The organism is Bradyrhizobium sp. CCBAU 45389 (assembly GCF_028128625.1).
In the GTDB taxonomy this organism is placed as follows: Bacteria; Pseudomonadota; Alphaproteobacteria; order Rhizobiales; family Xanthobacteraceae; genus Bradyrhizobium; species Bradyrhizobium liaoningense_B.
Genome location: NZ_LBIY01000089.1, coordinates 53,773 through 72,220 on the forward strand (window position 1 = coordinate 53,773; position 18,448 = coordinate 72,220).

Genomic DNA, 18,448 nt, shown 5'->3' on the forward strand with positions numbered 1-18,448 from the left:
TCATGCCGCCTTGCGCGCGAGCAATTGGCCGAGTGGTGTGCCGGGTTGGTCGACGGCCGCCTCAAGCAGCGCGACGAGATTCGCCATCCATGTGCGGACGGTGCCGCCGTCGAGCAGATCGCGCTTGTAATTGCATGAACCGGTGATTCCGGTCGGGCGCTCCTTCAGCATCAGCGACAGCCAGGTCTGGTCGATCGGCAGCACCGGCTGGCCCTCGCGCGCGACGTTTCCGATCGATTGCACCGCAATCTCCGGCAGATCGAACGGCTGGAGCAGCGGATTCTGCAGCGTGAAATAGACCTGGAGCAGCGCGGCCGGGTCGATCCCCTCCCGCTCCAGATGGTCGGCCAGCATGTTGAACGGCAGTTCCTGCCGCGCATGCGCATCGAGCACGCTCTGGCGCACCCGGCTCAGCGCCTGCGCGAACGACAGATCCGGCGTGATTGTCGTGCGGACGATCACCGTGTTCTCGAACGGGCCGACGATCCGGTCGGTGTCCGGCTGGGCGCGATTGGCCATGGCGGTGGCGACCGAGATGTCGGTGCGGCCGGTCCGCGCCAGCAGCAGGGCCTTCAGGCCGGTCAGCAGGCACATGAACAGTGTGCCGTTGTGCTGACCGGCGAATGCGGTGAGTCGTGCGATCAGATCGGGCTCGAGCCCGAGCGGATGGCGTCCGGTGGACACGCCGGAACTCGCTTCGCCCTGGAAGATCGGAGCGGCGCCGCGCAGCTTCTCCGTCCAGTCGGCGGCCTGGCGGCGGGCGGCGTCGGTGCCGCACCACCAGCGCTGCCAGCGTGCGACGTCCGAAAAGGCCGGCGGCGGCCTCAGTAGCGGCGCCGCGGGGTGCCCGGCCAACGCCGCATAGCGGCTCGACAATTCCTCGAACAGCACGCCGATCGACCAGCCATCGGCAATGGCATGATGCATCGTCAGCAGCAGCACGTGGTCGTCGGCATGGAGCCGCAACAGCCGCGCCCGCAGCAGCGGCGGTCGCGCGATGTCGAACGGGGTATAGGTTTCCTGCTCGATCAGGAGATCGATCTTCCTGAGCTCGAGCGCCTTGCGCCGCTTGTTGTTGTGCACCCGCCCGTCGCCGATGAGCTCGACGGTGAGGACGGGCCCGAGCTCGCTGGGTGTGGCAATGCGGCTGACGGGCTCTTCGCCGTTCCAGCCGAAACCGGTCCGCAGCGATTCGTGGCGACGTACGATGTCGCCGAATGCTTGCCCGAGGATGGCCGGATCGAGCGGGCCAGCGAGCCGGAAGGCAAAGGGCAGGTTGAACAGCGGCAGCCCCGGCAGGTTCTGCTCGATGCGAATCATCTGGTCCTGCGCGATCGAGAGCGTTGGCGGCCCGCTTTCGACCAGCCGCGACACGCTTGCGGCAGGCTTGTGCGATTTCGCTGCCACGGCCTCGTCGACCCGACGGGCAAGCTCTTCGACCGTCGGCGCCTCGAAAATGGTCTTGATCGGCAGCGACACACCGAGCGCACGGGCGACGCGTGCCATCGCCTGGCCGGCCAGCAGCGAATGGCCGCCGAGATCGAAGAAATTGTCTGTCACTCCAAGGCTCTCGACCTTCAGCAGGTCGCTCCAGATGTCGGAAAGCACCTTTTCGGTGAAACGCCGCGCCGGCACGGCGGCATCCGGATCGGTCGTTTCCGGCAACGCGGGCGCCAGCAGCGCGGAGCGATCGATCTTGCCATGGGCATTGAGCGGCATCCGGTCCAGGAACAGGAAGGCGGACGGAATGGCATGGCCGGGCAGCCGGCTCTTCAAAAATTCGCGCAGTTCACTGGCGCTGACCCGGCTGTCGGGCGTGGCGACGATATGGGCGATCAGCCTGACATCGCCACCGGCCTCGCGGCGCGGTTCGACGATGCCGGCGCGCACGTCAGGATGGTCGGCAAGCGTAGTCTCGATCTCCTTGAGCTCGATGCGGTAGCCGCGGACCTTGACCTGATGGTCGGCGCGGCCGAGGCATTCGATCGTGCCATCGGCGCGGCGGCGGGCGAGGTCGCCGGTGCGGTACAGCCGGCCGCCGGCCTGGCGCGAAAACGGATCGGGCAGGAAACGCTGCCGGCTCTGCGCGGGATCGTTGACATAGAAGCGGCCGACGCCGGCGCCGCCGATGCAGAGCTCGCCGGTCACGCCGACCGGCTGCGGCTGGAGGTTGGCGTCGAGCACGTAGAGCTGGGTGTTCGGCAGCGGCGCGCCGACCGGAACGTTGCCCGTCGCGATCGCCGGCGCCCTGGTCAGACGATGCAGCGAGACGTCGTCGGAACATTCCGAGGCGCCATAGGCATTGATCAGCGGCACTTTCGGGCAGCGGGCGAACCAGGCGCGGCAGAGATCGACCGGCAGCGGCTCGCCGGTCGAGATCAGGAGCCGCAACTTCGCGAAGGCGCGCCGGACCTGTGCCTCGTCCATGTGGTCGAGGATCACACGGACCAGCGAGGGCACGATTTCCAGCACCGTGATGTCTTCGCGCTCGATTTCCCGCGCGAGCAGGATCGGGTCCTGCACGGTCGCGGTGCCGCAGACATGGACGCGCGCGCCGACCATGGGGCCTGCGAGGAACTGCCAGACAGAAATGACAAAACTCTGCGGCGCGGTCTGCGCGATCACGTCCCTAGGCGACAGCTTCAGCTCGGCAATCAGCGACGCCAGATGGTTCGACAGGCCGCGCTGCTCGATCATGACGCCCTTCGGCGCGCCGGAGGAACCCGACGTATAGATGAGATAGGCAAGGCTCGATGCCGCGCGTCGCGCGGCGCGGGCCGGTTTGGTCGCCCCTGGCGCGATGGTGTCGTCGATTTCGGCCACCTGGATGCGCTCGACCAAGGGCTCGAGCAGCGCCTCGACCATGGTCGATTGGGCGCGTCCGGTCAGCAGCACGCGGGCGCAGCTCGATCCGAGGATGGTCGCGAGCCGCGCAGTCGGTTGGTCCGGATCGAGATTCAGGAAGGCCGCGCCCACGCGCTGCACCGCGATCATGGCGGCAAGCAGATCGGGGCCGCGCTCGGCGAGCAGGGCGACCACCGTCTCGGGCCCGACACCCTCGCGCAGGAGCCAGCGCGCGATCGCCTGGCTGCGGCGCGCCAGCTCGCGATAGCTCAGGGATGCGCCACCGTCCGACACTGCGATCGCGTTCGGCGTCTTCTTCGCCTGGCGCTCGAAGCGTTCGCAGAGATTGCCGCGCGTGGCGAAGTTGGCGGGAACGCCGTGGCCTTTCGCCAGCAGCTGCCGGCGTCCGGCCTCGGTCAGCAGCGGAAGGCGCGAGATGCGTTGTTCCGGATCGGCGATGACGGCCTTGAGCAGCGTCTTGAACTGCGCGGCCATGCCTTCGATCGTTGCCGCGTCGAACAGATCGGTGGCGTATTCGAAGAAGCCGGTGAAGCGCCCGTCGGCCTCGACCAGCTCGAGCGTGATGTCGAAGCGCGCCACTTTCGGGTCCACCTCCAGCCGCCGGGTCGACAGGCCGGGGAAGCGTGCCGCCTCGATCGAGGCGTTCTGCAGGATGAACATGATCCGGAACAGAGGATTGCCGTCCGTCCTTCGCGCGACCTGCAGCGCGCGCAGCACCTCCTCGATCGCAAGATCCTGGTTGCGATAGGCATCGAGCGTCACCTGACGCACCCGCCGCAACATCTCGCCGAAGCTCGGATCGCCGCCAAAATCGTTGCGCAGGATCAGGGTGTTGGCGAACAGCCCGATCAGGCGCTCGCTCTCGATCTGGTTGCGGTTGGCGATCAGCGATCCGGTCGCTACATCCTCGTGACCAGTGTGCCGGAACAGCAGGCACTGGAACGCCGCGAGCAGGGTCATGAAGGGCGTGACGCCCTGGGCCTGGCTCAGCGCGCGGACGCTGCCCGAGAGGATTTTGGAGAACTCGAAATAGTGACGGGCGCCATGACCGCTCCAGACCTCCGGCCGCGACCGGTCGGTCCGCAGCGGCAGCGTGGTGACGCCGTCGAGCTGCGCCCGCCAGTAATCGAGCTGCTCCTTCGCCGCCGGCGTCTGCGCCCAGCCCTGCTGCCAGAGCGCGAAGTCGCGATACTGGAAGGCGGGCGAGGGCAGCGCCGCCACGTCCTTCTTGTGTGCCGCGGCATAATGGGCGGCGAGCTCCTCCCAGAACAACCGCTGCGACCAGCCGTCGGTGACGAGGTGATGCACGTTGACGACGAGCGCGTGGCTGGATCTGTCGAACGACAGCAATGTGACCTTCAGCGGCGGCTCGTGTGCCAGATCGAACGTGTATTGCGCGAGCTTGAACGCCTCTCGCCGGATGATTGCCGCCCGCTTGTCCGCGGGGCAGGGCTTGAGCTTGATCCGCTCGAACCGAGGCGGGGATTGCAGCACGCGCTGCGCCGGCTCGCCCTGCCGTTCGACGAACACCGAGCGCAGCGCCTCGTGGCGCGCGCAGATCGCGGTGAGGCCCGCAGAAAGCGCGGCGACGTCGACCGGGCCTTTGAGCAACGCGACTTCGACGACATTGTAATTGTAACGGGTGGGGTCGAGTCGCGAGAGCAGATACATCCGCTGCTGCTGGAACGACAGCGGCGCATCCGCTGTCGCCGCTGCGGCCTGGCGCCAGGCGGGTAGCGCGTCGCGACGGGTTGCTGCAGTCTCCAGCCGGGCCGCAAGCGCGGCGACCGTGGCGCAATCGAAAATGTCCTCGAACGAGAAGTCGACGCTGAAGCGTTCGCGCAGGCGCGAGCGCATCTGCGTCACCGCGAGCGAGTCCGCGCCGAGCGCGAAGACGTCCTGATCGATGCCGACCTGCGGCAGCTCCAGCAAGCCGGCCCAAATCTCCGCGAGCTGAGTCTCCAGCGCATTGCGCGGCAGGCGCGTCTCGCCGGCATCCGACGTCTCCGCGATCAACCCGGCCAGCGCGTTGCGCTTGACCTTGCCGCTGGCGCCCTTCGGCAGCGCGGCCACGCTGCGGATCAGGCTCGGCACCTTGTACGCGGCAAGGCGCTTTCGCGCGAACTGGCGTAGCTGGTCCGAGCTCGCCTCGGAATTCGGTCGCAGCACCACGACGGCGGCGACGTTCTCGCCGAGCTTGGCGTGCGGGACGGCGAACACGCCGGCCTCCAGCACCGCGGGATGGCCGAGCAGCACGTCCTCCACCTCGAGCGGCGAGACCTTCTGCCCACCGCGGTTGATGACGTCCTTGATGCGGCCGACGATGAAGAGATAGCCGTCGGTGTCGAGATAGCCGAGATCGCCGGTCCGGAACCAGCCGTTGCGGAACGCGGCCTCTGTCGCCGCCTCGTCATTATAGTAGCCACGCGTCATGTTGGCGCCGCGCAGCACGATTTCGCCGTGCTCGCCATTCGCGAGCGCACGGCCCGTCTCGTCCATGATCGCGATCTCGGGGCCCGCGGCGCGGCCGACCGATCCGACCTTGCGCAGCTCGAACGGATTGGCCGCGATCTGCGAGGCCGCCTCCGTCATGCCGTAGGTCTCGAGCACGGGAACGCCGAACGTCGCTTCCAGTCCGGCAAGGATAGCGGGCGCAAGCGAGGCCGAGGCTGAGCGGATCACGCGCAGCGACGAGGCCCGGACGCGGGCCGGGTCGGATTCCGCCGCCGTCAGCAGCGCGCGATGAATGGTCGGCACCGCCGTGTACCAGGTCGGCTGCAGCTCCCGCATCCAGCCGAAGAAGGACAAGGCGTCGAAGCCGTCGGTGCAGATCACGCTGGAGCCCGCGGCGAGCGCGGTCAGAAGGCCGGAGATCAAGCCATGGGCATGAAACAGCGGCAGGACGTTGAGCAGGCGATCATGCGACGTGAGCGACAGCACGCGGCCGGCATTATAGGCAGAGAGGCACACGTTGCGATGCGTCAGCGGCACCATTTTCGGCCGCGCCGCCGTGCCCGACGTCAACAGGATGAAGGCATCGTCGTCGCCGCGCGAGGCGCCGCTCGTGCTCGCCGGCCCGACGGCCGGGCCCATGAACGTGCAGCCGCCGAGATCGTCTTTCGGTCCCGGCACGAAATCGATCACCGCGATACCGAGCGCCTTGGCGACATCACGGCTCGGTGAGTTCCGGTCGGCGCGGGTGACGAGCGCCGTCAGCTTCAATTCGCTGAAATAACGTTGCAGCTCGTCCGCCGTCAGGTCGGGATTGACGGGGATGCAGGGGCAGCTTGAAGCGACCGCGATCAGCGCCACCGCGCTGTCGGCCCCGCGCGGCAGCGCAACGGCGATCCTGTCGGCGGACGCAATGCCGAGCCCGCGCAGCGTACGCACGAGATTCTGTGTCCGCTCGCCAAGCGCGCCATAGGTGAGAGCCGGCCGGCCAGGGGCGAGTAGGGCGGGCGCCGCAGGACTCCTGCGGGCGTAGAAGTCGAGAAGGCCGCCGATATGAGAAAAGGTCTTCGTTTCCAGGCTCGCGCCGACCAATCCCGCTGCGGATGCAATGTCCGACAATGCCATTCCCTTTTGATCTGATTGGGCTATTCTTCCCAAGAGTTAGGGAACGCGTCCAGTCTGAGGTGAAGTTCGGGCCCCGAAATCTGTGGTTGAGGGGCCCCAAAGCCCTTCGACGGAGTGAAGGTCGGGCAGAATCACCATGCTGGAGAATGAGCCGGGCACGGCAACGGAAGGCGGGCTGAAGCGCTGGCTCGAAGGTGTCGGCCTCGGTCACTACTCCGATCTGTTCGCACAGCACCGCCTCGATCTCGACGTCCTGGGCGATCTCACCGAATCCGATCTGGTCGAGCTCGGATTGCCGCTTGGCGATCGCAAGCGGCTCCAACGGGCGATGGCGGCGCTATTCCAGGCTGAAACGGCGGAGCCGCCGGCCGCGGCAGGCCCGCAGACTCGGGCGGAGGTCGGAGCCGAACGGCGCCAGCTCACCACCATGTTCTGCGACATGGTCGATTCCACCTCGCTCTCGGTGCAGTTCGATCCGGAAGACGTGCGCGACATGATCGCGAGCTTCCGCGAGACCTGCGTCCGCGTGGTCAAGCACTACGAGGGCTTTGCCGCCCGTTTCGTCGGCGACGGCATCCTCGTCTATTTCGGCTATCCGACCGCACATGAGGACGACGCCGAGCGCGCGGTGCGTGCGGGGCTCGAGATCGTGCGGGTGCTGTCGACCGCGCGCGCGATCGAGCCGCGCGGTGCGCTCAGCCATTCGCCCGCCGTCCGCATCGGGATCGCGACCGGCCTCGTCGTGGTCGGCGACCTCGTCGGGCAGGGCACCGAAGAGCGCGACTCCGCGGTCGGTGAAACCGTCAATCTCGCCGCGCGGCTGCAAGCCCTGGCGCCGCCCAACGGCGTCGTGATCTCCGCCTCGACGCAGTCGCTGCTGAAGGGGAAGTTCGACTATCGCAATCTCGGTGTCCATGCGCTGAAGGGTATCTCGGAGAAGGCGCAAGCCTGGCACGTGGTGCGCGCCTCGCGGGTGGAGACCCGCTTCGCCGCCGCGATGGGCGCGCGGCTGACGCCGCTCGTCAACCGCGAGGAGGAGATTGCGCTGCTGATGGGCCGCTGGCAGCAGGCCAAGAGCGGCGACGGCCAGGTCGTGGTCAAGTTCGGCGAGCCGGGCATCGGCAAGTCGCGCATCATCCAGGAAATCTTCGAGCGGATATCGGGCGACCGCCATGCGCAGGTCTCGTTCCAGTGCTCGCCCTACTACACCTCCACCGCGTTCTATCCGTTCGCCGAGCAGCTCAAATTTTCCCTCGGCCTCGACCGCGAGGATGCCTCCGCGTTGTCGCTGGCGAGCCTGGAGACTGCGATCGCCGCCGCCCATGGCGACATCGAGCAGGTCACGCCGCTGTTCGCCGCGCTGCTGTCGATTCCGACCGGCGATCGCTATCCGCCGCTCGACCTGTCGCCGCAGCAGCAGAAGGATGCGACCGTCGCGGCGCTGGTCGGCCACTTCCTCGGCCTTGCGCGCGAGATGCCCCTGGTGATCGCGTTCGAGGATCTGCACTGGATCGACCCGACCTCGCGTGAAGTGATCGACCTTCTGGTCGACCGGGTGCAGAACCGGCCGATCCTGGTCATCATCACCGCGCGCTCCGAATTCCAGCCGAGCTGGAACGCGCATTCGCACATCACCACGCTGGTTCTGAACCGCCTGAGCCGGCAGCTGCGCACGACGCTGGTCGAGCGCGTTGCCGGACGGGAGCTGCCGAAGGAGGTCGTCGAGGAGATCATCGTCAAGACCGACGGCGTGCCGCTGTTCCTGGAAGAGCTCACCAAGACCGTTCTGGAATCCAATCTCCTGACCGAGCGGCACGGACGTTACGTGCTGTCGGGCCCGTGGCGGCAGCTGGCGATCCCGGCAACGCTGACGGACTCGCTGATGGCGCGGCTCGACCGGATGGGCCCGTTCAAGCGGATCGCGCAGATCGGCGCCACCATCGGCCGCGAGTTCTCCTACGAGACGCTCCAGGCCGTCGCCAACACGCCGGCGGAGCAGATCGAGGCCGCGCTCAACCATCTGGAGGGGGCCGGGCTGGTCATGCGGCGTGGCCATCCGCCGGATGCACTCTACTCGTTCAAGCACGTGATGATCCAGAACGCCGCGCATGCGAGCCTCCTGCACAGCGAGCGCCGCAAGCTGCATGCGCGCATCGCGCAGGTGCTCAGCGAGATGTATCCGGAGAAGACCGATCGCGAGCCGGAGCTGCTGGCCCATCACCTCACCGAGTCCGGCCAGAGCGAGGGCGCCGCGAGCTTCTGGCTCAAGGCCGGCAAGCAGGCGGCCAGGAGCGGCGCCAATCTGGAGGCGATCGGCCATCTGCGCCGCGGCTTGAGCGTCGTGCAGGCCAATGCGCGCATGCAGGGCGCCGACGAGATGGAGCTCGAGCTGCGCATCGCGCTCGGCAACGTGCTGATCGCGGCCAAGGGCTATGCGGTGCAGGAGGTCGAGGAGAACTACATGCGCGCGCTCGAGCTCGGCCAGCAGCTCGACGACGACGAGAAGGCCTTCGCCGCGACCCGCGGCCTGTGGGTGTGTCACTTCATCCGTGCCGATCTCACCCGCGCGCACGATCTCAGCGTGGAGCTCCTGAAATTCGCCAAGCGCGAGCGGCTGAACGAGCGGTCGCAGCCGGCGCAGCAGACCGGCTATCTGATCGAGGCGCACCGTTCGATCGCGATGACCATGCTCTATCGCGGCCGCTTTGCTGCCTCGCAGCACCATCTGCATCGCTGCATCAATCTCTACAGCCCCGATCTGCATTCCGATCTGATGGTGCGGCACGGCACCGATCCCGGCGTCGTCTCGCTGTCTTATCTCGGCTATCTGCTCTGGTTCCTCGGCCGGCCCGATGCGGCGCGCCAGCACAGCGAGCAGGCGATCGCCAATGCCGAGAAGATCCGCCATCCTTTCACGCTCGCCTTCGCGCTCGTGTTCGGCGCCTATCTCTGCCAGCATCTGCGCGACGTCGAGGGCACGCGCGACTACGCCAACCGCGCCATGATCATCGCCACCGAGCACAATTTCCTGCACTGGAAGCAGCAGGCCGCGATCCTGCGCGGCTGGGCGCTGACGCAGCTCGGCGAGGCCGACGAGGGTCTCAGCCAGATGCGCTTCGGCCTCGACGAATACGAGGCGATGGATTCCTGGCTCGCCGGCTGCTGGTTCCGCTGCCTGCTGGCCGAAGCCTATGCCAAGGTCGGGATGCGCGATGCGGCCTTGCGCGCGCTGGACGGCGCGCTCGCGACCGCGCGGCGGACCGGTGATCATTCCTATCTTGCCGAAGTCTATCGCCTGCAGGGCGAGATCACGCTGTCGGACGGCGATCCGGCATCGGTGCAGGAGGCCGAGGATTTGTTCGGCCTGTCGCTGGAGACCGCGCGCAAGCAGGGCGCGCTGTCCTGGGAGCTGCGCACCGCCGTCAGCCTGGCACGGCTGTCGCATCAAGCCGGCAAGCGTGAGCACGCGCGTCTCCTGCTCGTGCCGATCGTGGCCAGGTTCAGCGAAGGTTTTTACACGCCGGACCTCAAGCAGGCGATGCAGCTGGTCAATGAGCTCGATGCGGACGCGCCTGTTCGTGAACAGGCTGACGCGGCGAAATGAGCGATCTTGCCGCCGCGCGTGCGCGCTATGTGGAGTTGATCGCCAGGCGCGAGCGGATTTCCTCCACGCGTCTGATCGACGCGCTCGCCACCGTTCCGCGCGAGGATTTTCTGGCCAGAGGCCCTTGGCGCATCAAGAGCGAGGCGGCACGCAGCTACCGGCTGACGCCGGATGCCGATCCCGTTCACCTCTACGACAATGTGCTGGTCGCGATCGACGCGCGCCGCAAGCTCGACACCGGACTGCCGAGCCTGTGGGCGCATCTGATCGACGTGCTCGACATCAAGGAGAGGGACCGCGTGGTCCAGATCGGCTGCGGGCTCGGCTATTTCTCGGCGGTGCTGTCGAAGCTGGTCGGCCCGAAGGGCCGCGTGCATGCGATCGAATGCGACGAGCGGCTGGCATCCCGCGCGGCGAGTTTCCTTCACGCCTATGCCAACGTCGAGGTGGTCCCTGGTGATGGACGTGATCTGATCGGTGAAGTCGCCGACGTAATCATCGTCCACGCCGGCTTTCCGCACCCGCATCCGCTCTGGCTGCAATCGCTCCGCCCGCGCGGCCGCCTCCTGGTGCCGCTGACCCAGCGCGATCGCGAAGGCGCGGTGATCAAGATCACGCGGAGGGCGAAGGGCTTCGAGGCCGAGGCGGTGCAGCAGATCAGGATATTTCCCGGCCAGGGCCGCGGTGTGACCGCGCTCGACGACCGCGTCGCCGACTGGTGGCAGCGCGCCGCCGCCCTGGCACCGCTGCGCTTTCGCGGGCTCGAGCAGGGGCTGCCGTCGGATGGCTAATTCTTCGTTTCATTTTACCTTGATTCCGTTTGTGAGTTTCCAGCATCTCGCAGTGCGGCTATGAGTGCGGCCTGACCGCCATCCGAGCGCGCCCATGCATTCCGTTGCCCTGCTGACTGCGAGCTATGCCAAGGATATCGAACGCTTTTCGCTGCTCAGCGAGAGCATCGACACGTGGCTGACGGGATACACGCGGCATTATGTTCTCGTTAACGATGAGGACGTGCCGCTGTTCGAGCGCTTTGCGTCCGACAAGCGCGTCATCGTTCCGGCCTCGCGTTACCTGCCGAAATGGCTGTTCGCGCTGCCGCCGGCGCTGCAGTTCATCAGCAAGCGGCGCGTCTGGCTGTCGCTGCTATCGTCGCCCGTGCACGGCTGGCACATCCAGCAGATCCTGAAGATCGCCGGCGTCCTCAACGCGCCCGAGCAGCGCGTCTGCATCCTGGATTCGGACAATCTGTTCTTCCGCGAATTCGACGTCGGCCGGTATGCCGGCGGCGAGAAGACGCCGCTCTTCGTCACGCGCAAGGGGATCGACGCCGACCACCCCTTGCACGTGCTGTGGCTGCGCACCGTGGATCAGCTTCTCGGCGTCAAGGAGCGCGCGTTCCCGGCGGACGATTATGTCGGCAACGCGCTGGTCTGGGACAAGGACACTGCGCGTGCGATGACGGACGCCATAAAGTCGGCAACGGGCCTGAGCTGGGCCCTGGCGCTGTGCCGGAAGAAGAAGTTTTCGGAGTATCTGCTTTACGGCAACTTCGTCGCCAGTTCGCCGGAGCATCTCGCGGCGCACCGGGTGACGGAAGACAGCATCGCGGTGTCGCACTGGGACGACACCCGCCTCGACCGCCCGGCGATCGAAGCGATGATGCGCGCAGCTTCCCCCGAGCAGGTCGCGCTCTGCATCCAGTCCTATTCCTCGACCTCGATCGAGGACATCCGCGACGTCTTCAGGCTGAACTCGGCTGACAGGCGCAGTCCGAGCCTGGCTCCCGATCAGATCGGAGACACGCTCGCCTTCGAGACGCCCAGGACACGCTAGCCTTTCAGGACATACTAGGCTTCAGGCGTTCTTCGTGAACTTGCTGATGACGTCCATGAACGGTTTTGGCTTGAATTCGCCGTCGAGCGGCAGCGGACGGTTCGGCTGCTTGTCCTTGCGGGCGAAGGTGCCGTTGATCCAGCTGTAGCGATCCGAGAGGCCCCAGGTCAGGATCGAGCGCACCGGTCCGCTGGCCGAGACGGCCGTCAGCAGGTCGTCGACGCGCTTGGCGACGATGGCGTCGCGCTCAGCCGGACCACCCGCCAGCTTCTGGTCGTCGACGTCGAGCTCGGTGACGAGCACCTCGAGGCCCCAGGAGCGCAGCTCGGTGACGAATTCGGCGAGCCCATGCGTGTCGATCTCGAGCTCGGCATGCAGATGCGATTGCAGTCCCACGGCATGCAGCGGAACGCCCTGGTCGAGCAGCTCCATGATGAGGTTGCGATAGGCCGCGCGCTTGGCAATGAAGGAGTCCTTCGCCGACTCGATGTCGTATTCGTTGATCGCGAGCTTCACGTATGGATCGGCCGCGGCCGCCGTGCGGAACGCCAGCGGAATCCAGTTCTTGCCGAGATGCTGCGTCCAGAACGTATCGCGCCGGTCGGTGATCCCCTTGGGATTGTCCGGGATCGGCTCGTTGACGACGTCCCACGATGTCAGCTTGTCCCTGTAGTAGGACACGACGGTGCCGATGTGGTCGAGATAGGCGCGCTCGACGCCCTTGGCATCCTTGATCTGCTTGGTCCAGTCCGGAATGTCGTGATACCAGGCGAGCGCGTGTCCGCGCATCGTCAGATCGTTCGCTCGCGCGAAATCGAGGATGGCATCGGCGCGCTCGAAGGCAAAGGTGTGCGCGTCCGGCCGCAGCATCGGCCATTTCAGCTCGAGCACCGGCACCACCTGTGTGCAATAGGTGCTGATGGCCTCGCCGAGCCTGGGATCGGCTTGCAGGTCCCAAAGCGTGGCCGCCGCACCAAAGCCCGGACGACGCTGGGCGAGCTTCGAGGCTGGTAATGCTGATGCGGAGGCGCCCGCCGCGAGAGTCGCAGCGCTGCCGAGGAGAAATTGGCGTCTGTCGAGCTTGGTCACGCGTGGTTCTGCATTACGGCTTCGGCGATCTCGTAATAGTGAAGCGCGCCCTTCTCGAGCGTCAGATTTTCGGTCACATAGTCGCGCGGCGCGAAGTCGCCGGCGCTCACATGCGACCAGAACTCGCTCCAGCCGGAGGTGAAGCCGGCCGCATCGGTGAAGGTCATGCCGCAGCGTGCGTCGAAATAAGGCACGGACGAGACGCCGCCTTCGTACCTCACCTTGTGCGGAAAATACTTCGGATCCTGCCACGGTCCGCCGCGATCCCACGCAAAGACGGGAACACCGCTCGACAGCGCCTGCTGGCATGCGATGCCCTGGCTCTCATGCTCGCACAGGAAGATCATGCTGCGGCAACGCGCCAGCGCCGCCTTGTAGTCGTCTTCCTTGTAGTGACCGTAGCGGATCACCTCGACCGTGCGGCCGCTGGCCTCGAGATGCCTGCGGATCGGTTCGATCAGTTCGGGCTCGTATCGCTCGTAATCCCAGCGGACCTTGTCATAGAGCAGCACGTCCACGCTCTTGCGGTCGGCCGGCGTCGGCGTCCACAGGTCGGTGTCGATGCCGACGGGCCAGGCGTCGACATGGGGCCAGTGCGGGCGGAACATGTCGGCGTACCATTTACAGGGCACCAGGACGCGCTTCACCTGCAGGTCGTTCAGGCGCTCCGGTGCATCGACCGGGTGGTCATACATGGCGACCCCGAGCAGGAGCGGGTTCTTCCACTTGAACCAGTCGAGCACGAACGGTCGTCCGATGACGCAGGCGAGCTCCTCGGGGTGCTTCTGGATGTAGCGATAGTCGTTGACGCGGTAGCGGATGCCGAGCCGATCGAGACCCGCGCACAGATTGAGGAGGACGCGCCGCTGTCCGCTGATGAAGGACTCGCCCTTGACCAGGCGCCGCAGCAGCGGCCGGACGTGGCGGTCTCCGGGAAACCAGCGGTCGTCCCGCTCTTCAAAGAAAAGATTGAGGACCATCCTGTCGCGCTTTTGCATGCCGAAATCCGCCGGAACGAGCGGCGCGTCGGTGCCGCCATGCGGCCGGGAGGTCGGGTGCGCCCGCATTCGTTCGGCAACGTCCATGTCAGTCACTTCCACGCATCGGATGGGTCGGGCGACCTTTTGATATCATTGCTTCTTTTCAGTGATCCCGCCGGTTCCTACAAGGACAGGGCAAATTTAACGCTAACGCGCGATAACCGCTGACACGTTTCATTCGCGATCCGATTTGCAGGCTTATGCGACTATCTTGACCGGCGCTGGCGGCGCAATGCGATGGCCGCAGCAAAGGCCAACTGTTTTAACGCTCCGTTAATCCTCAAGGCGCCGCCGGTCCCGTGTTCGCATGCTGAATCGCCATTTCTCCATTTACCTCGTGGCCTACATCCTGCCGGCGGCGGTGGGCTTCTTCGCGGTTACCGCCTACACGCGGCTCCTGAACCCGGCGGAATACGGCGTCTATGTCGTCGGCATCAGCCTTGCCGGCATTCTCGGCGCGATTTTCTTTGCCTGGATCAAGCTGTCGGTGTCGCGCTATCAGGCGATGTCGGCGGAGGTGGATTTTCGCGGCACGGCGATGGTCGCCTTTGGGCTCACGGTCGCAGTGCTTTGTGCCACCACGCCGCTCGTGTTCCTGTTCCGCAGCGATGTTAGCGTCGAGCTGCTGCTCGCCAGCATGTTCGTCGCGATCACGGCCAATGCGGTCGATGTCGGCCAGGAGTTCGAGCGCGCCAAGCTGCGTCCCTATCGGTTCGCCGCGATCTCGATCGTGCGCAGCGTCGCGAGCGTCGGCTTGGGCCTCGTCGGCATCTGGCTCGGCTGGGGCGGCATTGGCCTGCTGGCGGCGTTTGGCCTGGGATCACTCACCGGCATCATCCTCAATCTCGTCGGTGACCGCACCAGGATCGCGCGCTTCCAGCGCAGCCAGTTCATGCAGCTCGCGCGCTACGGCCTGCCGCTGACGCTGGCCGGCCTTTCGGTCGCGTTGTACTCGAGCTGCGACCGTCTCATCGTCGCCTATCTCCTCGGCAAGGACGCCGCCGGCATCTTCGGCGTTGCCGCCGACCTGCCACGCCAGTTCATGGTGATGATCGCCTCCAGCGTTGCCGCTGCGACCGTGCCCCTGGTGTTCCGGTCGCTGTCGGAGAACAACAATGAAGTCACGCGCGAGCGGCTGACCGAGAGCCTCGAGCTGCTGCTCGTCGTCGTCGCACCCGTCGCGATCTGGCTGGCGCTCGCCACCGACCAGGTTGCGGGCACGCTCGTGGGCGTCGATTTCCGCGCCGGCGTGTCGGCGCTGCTGCCGACCCTGGTGCTCGCCCGTTTCTTCGGCATCGCCAACCAGTTCTACGTCCAGATCAGTTTTCAGCTCGCCGAGCGTCCCTTCATGCTGGCGGCGCAGTCCTTCCTCACGCTGGCGGTGAGCGTCGTGCTGATGTTCGCGCTGGTTTCGGGCTACGGGATCTATGGCGCCGCGCTGGCGACGCTCGCGACCGAGGTGATCGGCTTCGTCGTTGCGGTCGTCCTGATGCACCGCGCCCATCCCGTGCCGTTCGACGCGAGCCGCCTCGCCGGCGTGGCCGTCTCCGCAGCAGTGATGGCGGCTGCGATCCTGGTCGCGCGCTCGCAGGCCAATGGCACCGGCCTCGTCGCGCTGATCATCGTGAGCCTTGCCGGCGGGTTCGCTTATGCGGCAGCGGCCTGGCTGCTCAACGTCGCCAACGTGCGCACGCTCTCGCTCCGTGTCCTCAGGACCTTCAACCGGAAGGCGCTGGGCGTGTAGCGCGCCCCTGTCCGGCGGGGCCTCGCCGCCCTGACGTCAGGCCGGGCCGGCTGCAACCACCGGCGGGCCCCGGACATTCTGCCGCAGCCGTGGACCGCCAGCTCCGGACCAGCCCCGGCCGCAAGCACCCTTCCGCCCGTTCGGGCCGTCGTATATGAGAGATTTACCGCCGGAGCGTGCCGAATATCGCCACAGACGGAACGTATGGCGGCTGTGATTTCTTAATTCAGAGATCGCAAACTGACATTTGACCGGCACGCGCGGACTGGCAGTTCGACCGAGGATGGCATGAAAAACCTGATGACAACGGCGCAATCCACCGTGGCGATGCGGCGTTGGCGGACTCCCGGGATTGTGACGCTGGCGGCGATGGTCGCATTCGCGACGCTGGGCCCGGCGTCCGCAGCCAAGCAGGCGCGCCAGGCGGCCGAGGCGGTGGCGCAGCGCGAGGCCGGCGAGCCGATCATGGCGATCGTGTCGATCAAGAGCCAGCAGGTCACCTTTTACGACGCCGACGGCTGGATCATGCGCGCTCCGGTCTCGACCGGCACCACCGGGCGCGAGACGCCGGCCGGCATCTTCGCCATCGTCGAGAAGGACAAGGACCACCGCTCGACCATGTATGACGATGCCTGGATGCCGAACATGCAGCGCATCACCTGGAACGGCATCGCGCTGCATGGCGGGCCGCTGCCGGGCTATGCCGCCTCGCATGGCTGCGTGCGCATGCCGTTCGGCTTTGCCGAGAACCTGTTCGACAAGACCAATATCGGCATGCGCGTGATCATCTCGCCGAACGACGCGGCGCCGGTCGATTTCACCCATCCCTCGCTGTTCGTGCCGAAGCGGGAGGCCATTGCGGCGGCGCCGGGCCGTATCGACAAGCTCTCGGCCGAAGCCGAGGAAGCCACACGGGCCGCCGACGAGACCAAGAAGGCCGCTGCCGCGGCCGCCAAAGAGGCGGCCTCGCTCCCGCAATCGCTGCGCAAGCTGGAGCAGCAGAAGGCCCGCGCCGACGCCGAACTCGCCTTCGCCGACAAGACGCTTGCGAATGCAAAGATCGATCAGACCCGCGCCAAGGCCGAGGAGCTGAAGCAGAAGGCGGCCGCCAAGGCCGCGGATGCAACGACGCAGCTCGATGCCGCCAAGGCCGCCGCGCAGCCGAAGCGTGACGCCGTCGCGGCTACGAAGGAGGCTGCGAAGGTGGCTGCGACGAAGAAGGCCGACGCGGTGAAAGCGGCGACCGACGCCAAGCTCGCGCTCGAGCCGGTCTCGGTCTATATCAGCCGCTCGACGCAGAAGCTCTATGTGCGGCGGAACACGCACAAGCCGGCGCCGGACGGCGGCGGCGAGGTGTTCGACACCAGCATCGAGGTCCCCGTCACGATCCGCAATCCCGACCAGCCGCTCGGCACGCACATCTTCACGGCGATGGCGAAGACCGACGCGGGCCTGCGCTGGAGCGTGGTCACGATCGAAAGCGGCGACGACGCCAAGACAGCGCTCGACCGCATCACCATCCCGCAGGAGGTGTGGGATCGCATCGGGCCGACGGCGCTGCCGCGCTCCTCGATCATCATCTCGGACGAGCCGTTGAGCGCCGAGACCAATTACCGCACCGAGTTCGTCGCGGTGCTGAGCAATCATCCCCAGGGCGGTTTCATCACGCGCAAGCCGACCGCGCCATCGATGGACATTGCCAGCGACGACGGCTGGGACAATGGCGGCAACAATTTCGGCTTCTTCTTCCAGCAGCGCGATCCGTACGCGCAACCGGTCAATCCGCGCCGGCAGCGCGGCCAGTATCCGTATTATCAATCGACGCAGCCGATGCAGCGGAGCTGGTGGTAAGCGAGCGGTCTCGGGCGACAACGCTTCGATTACGGCCGCGCGGTGATCACCAGCGCCTGAATCTTCGCTTCAACGGGGCCGGGGCCGTGGCAGGCCCGGATCTCCTCGGCAAGGGCGTCCGTCGCTGCCTGCAGCTTGCTCGCATCCCTCGCGTCGATCTCGTTGCGCAGCGGCGTCCCCTGGCAATAGGCGAACGCCACATATTCGGGCGTGGGCGCGCGGCTCATCGCGGCAAGCGTTTCGATCGAAATGTCGCGGAAGCCGGCTTGCTCCAGCTCTGCCTTGATGACGGCCTTGTCGTGATAGCCGTGCGGCGTCCGCGCCATGAAACGGGGCGGATCATCGGGAAAGACCTTTCCGAGCACGCGCGTCGCATCATCGGCGAACACGTTCTCCTCGATACGGTCCCAGACGTTGAACACGAACGTGCCGTTCGGCCGCAACACCCGCTTGGTCTCCGAATAGCCCTTAACACGATCCGGAAAGAACATGGCGCCGAACTGGCAGCAGACCAGGTCGAATGTGGCGTCGTCGAACGGCAGGGCGGTGGCATCCGCCTGGCGCCAGGTCATGCGCGGATCCTCACCCTGGCGCTGCGCCGCAACCGCGAGCATCGGTTCGTTGAGATCGGTTGCGACGTAGCGGATGCCGGGCGGTAGCGCTGCAGTCACGGCCCGCGTGACGGCGCCGGTGCCTGCGGCGGTTTCCAATATTGTGGACGGGGAGAGAGCCGCGACACGCTTTGCGATGTCGGCAGCGTAGTGGGCAAAGATCAGCGGGACGAGATACTCGTCGTAGATTTTCGGAATCGAGCCGGCGAAAACCTTGTCAGTGTTGGACATG

The 18,448-nt window shown here is 66.4% G+C and carries 9 protein-coding genes; 5 read left to right on the forward strand and 4 right to left on the reverse strand.

From position 1 onward, the window contains the following. The gene (locus XH79_RS19210; protein ID WP_271582620.1) at positions 1–6,441 is read right to left on the reverse strand and encodes a non-ribosomal peptide synthetase; all 6,441 of its coding nucleotides are present in this window, start codon (positions 6,439–6,441) and stop codon (positions 1–3) included. 136 nt (positions 6,442–6,577) lie between these two features. Between XH79_RS19210 and XH79_RS19215 the strand changes: the two genes are divergently transcribed. The 3 genes from XH79_RS19215 (at position 6,578) to XH79_RS19225 (ending at position 11,881) form a co-directional block, all read left to right on the forward strand. Then, the gene (locus tag XH79_RS19215) at positions 6,578–10,045 is read left to right on the forward strand and encodes an ATP-binding protein (RefSeq protein WP_271582621.1); all 3,468 of its coding nucleotides are present in this window, start codon (positions 6,578–6,580) and stop codon (positions 10,043–10,045) included. Next, on the forward strand, positions 10,042–10,836 hold the full coding sequence (locus tag XH79_RS19220; RefSeq protein WP_271582622.1) for a protein-L-isoaspartate O-methyltransferase family protein: 795 nt from the start codon (positions 10,042–10,044) through the stop codon (positions 10,834–10,836). Before XH79_RS19215 ends, XH79_RS19220 begins: the two co-directional genes overlap by 4 nt. A 94-nt stretch (positions 10,837–10,930) precedes the next feature. After that, positions 10,931–11,881, forward strand: a complete 951-nt coding sequence (locus XH79_RS19225; protein WP_271582623.1) for a DUF6492 family protein — start codon at positions 10,931–10,933, stop codon at positions 11,879–11,881. Positions 11,882–11,902: 21 nt separating this feature from the next. Here the strand turns inward: XH79_RS19225 and XH79_RS19230 are convergent, their stop codons facing one another. Both XH79_RS19230 and XH79_RS19235 read right to left on the reverse strand, forming a co-directional pair. Continuing rightward, positions 11,903–12,970, reverse strand: coding sequence for an endo-1,4-beta-xylanase (locus tag XH79_RS19230; RefSeq protein WP_271582624.1), 1,068 nt, complete (start codon positions 12,968–12,970; stop codon positions 11,903–11,905). Continuing rightward, entirely contained in the window at positions 12,967–14,055 is a 1,089-nt protein-coding gene (locus XH79_RS19235; RefSeq protein WP_271582625.1) for a glycosyltransferase family 1 protein, read from the reverse strand. The genes XH79_RS19230 and XH79_RS19235 overlap by 4 nt, the downstream gene beginning before the upstream one ends. Before the next feature lie 262 nt (positions 14,056–14,317). Between XH79_RS19235 and XH79_RS19240 the strand changes: the two genes are divergently transcribed. Together XH79_RS19240 and XH79_RS19245 are read left to right on the forward strand one after the other, a co-directional pair. Then, positions 14,318–15,754: a lipopolysaccharide biosynthesis protein gene (locus XH79_RS19240; RefSeq protein WP_271582626.1), complete on the forward strand. Its 1,437-nt coding sequence runs from the start codon at positions 14,318–14,320 to the stop codon at positions 15,752–15,754. Positions 15,755–16,042: 288 nt separating this feature from the next. After that, complete coding sequence (locus XH79_RS19245) at positions 16,043–17,605, forward strand: L,D-transpeptidase (protein ID WP_271582627.1); 1,563 nt, start codon at positions 16,043–16,045, stop codon at positions 17,603–17,605. Between the two features lie 29 nt (positions 17,606–17,634). Here the strand turns inward: XH79_RS19245 and XH79_RS19250 are convergent, their stop codons facing one another. Further along, positions 17,635–18,447 (reverse strand): class I SAM-dependent methyltransferase, encoded by an 813-nt coding sequence (locus tag XH79_RS19250; RefSeq protein WP_212346945.1) that lies wholly within the window; start codon positions 18,445–18,447, stop codon positions 17,635–17,637. Between the last annotated feature and the right edge of the window lies 1 nt (position 18,448).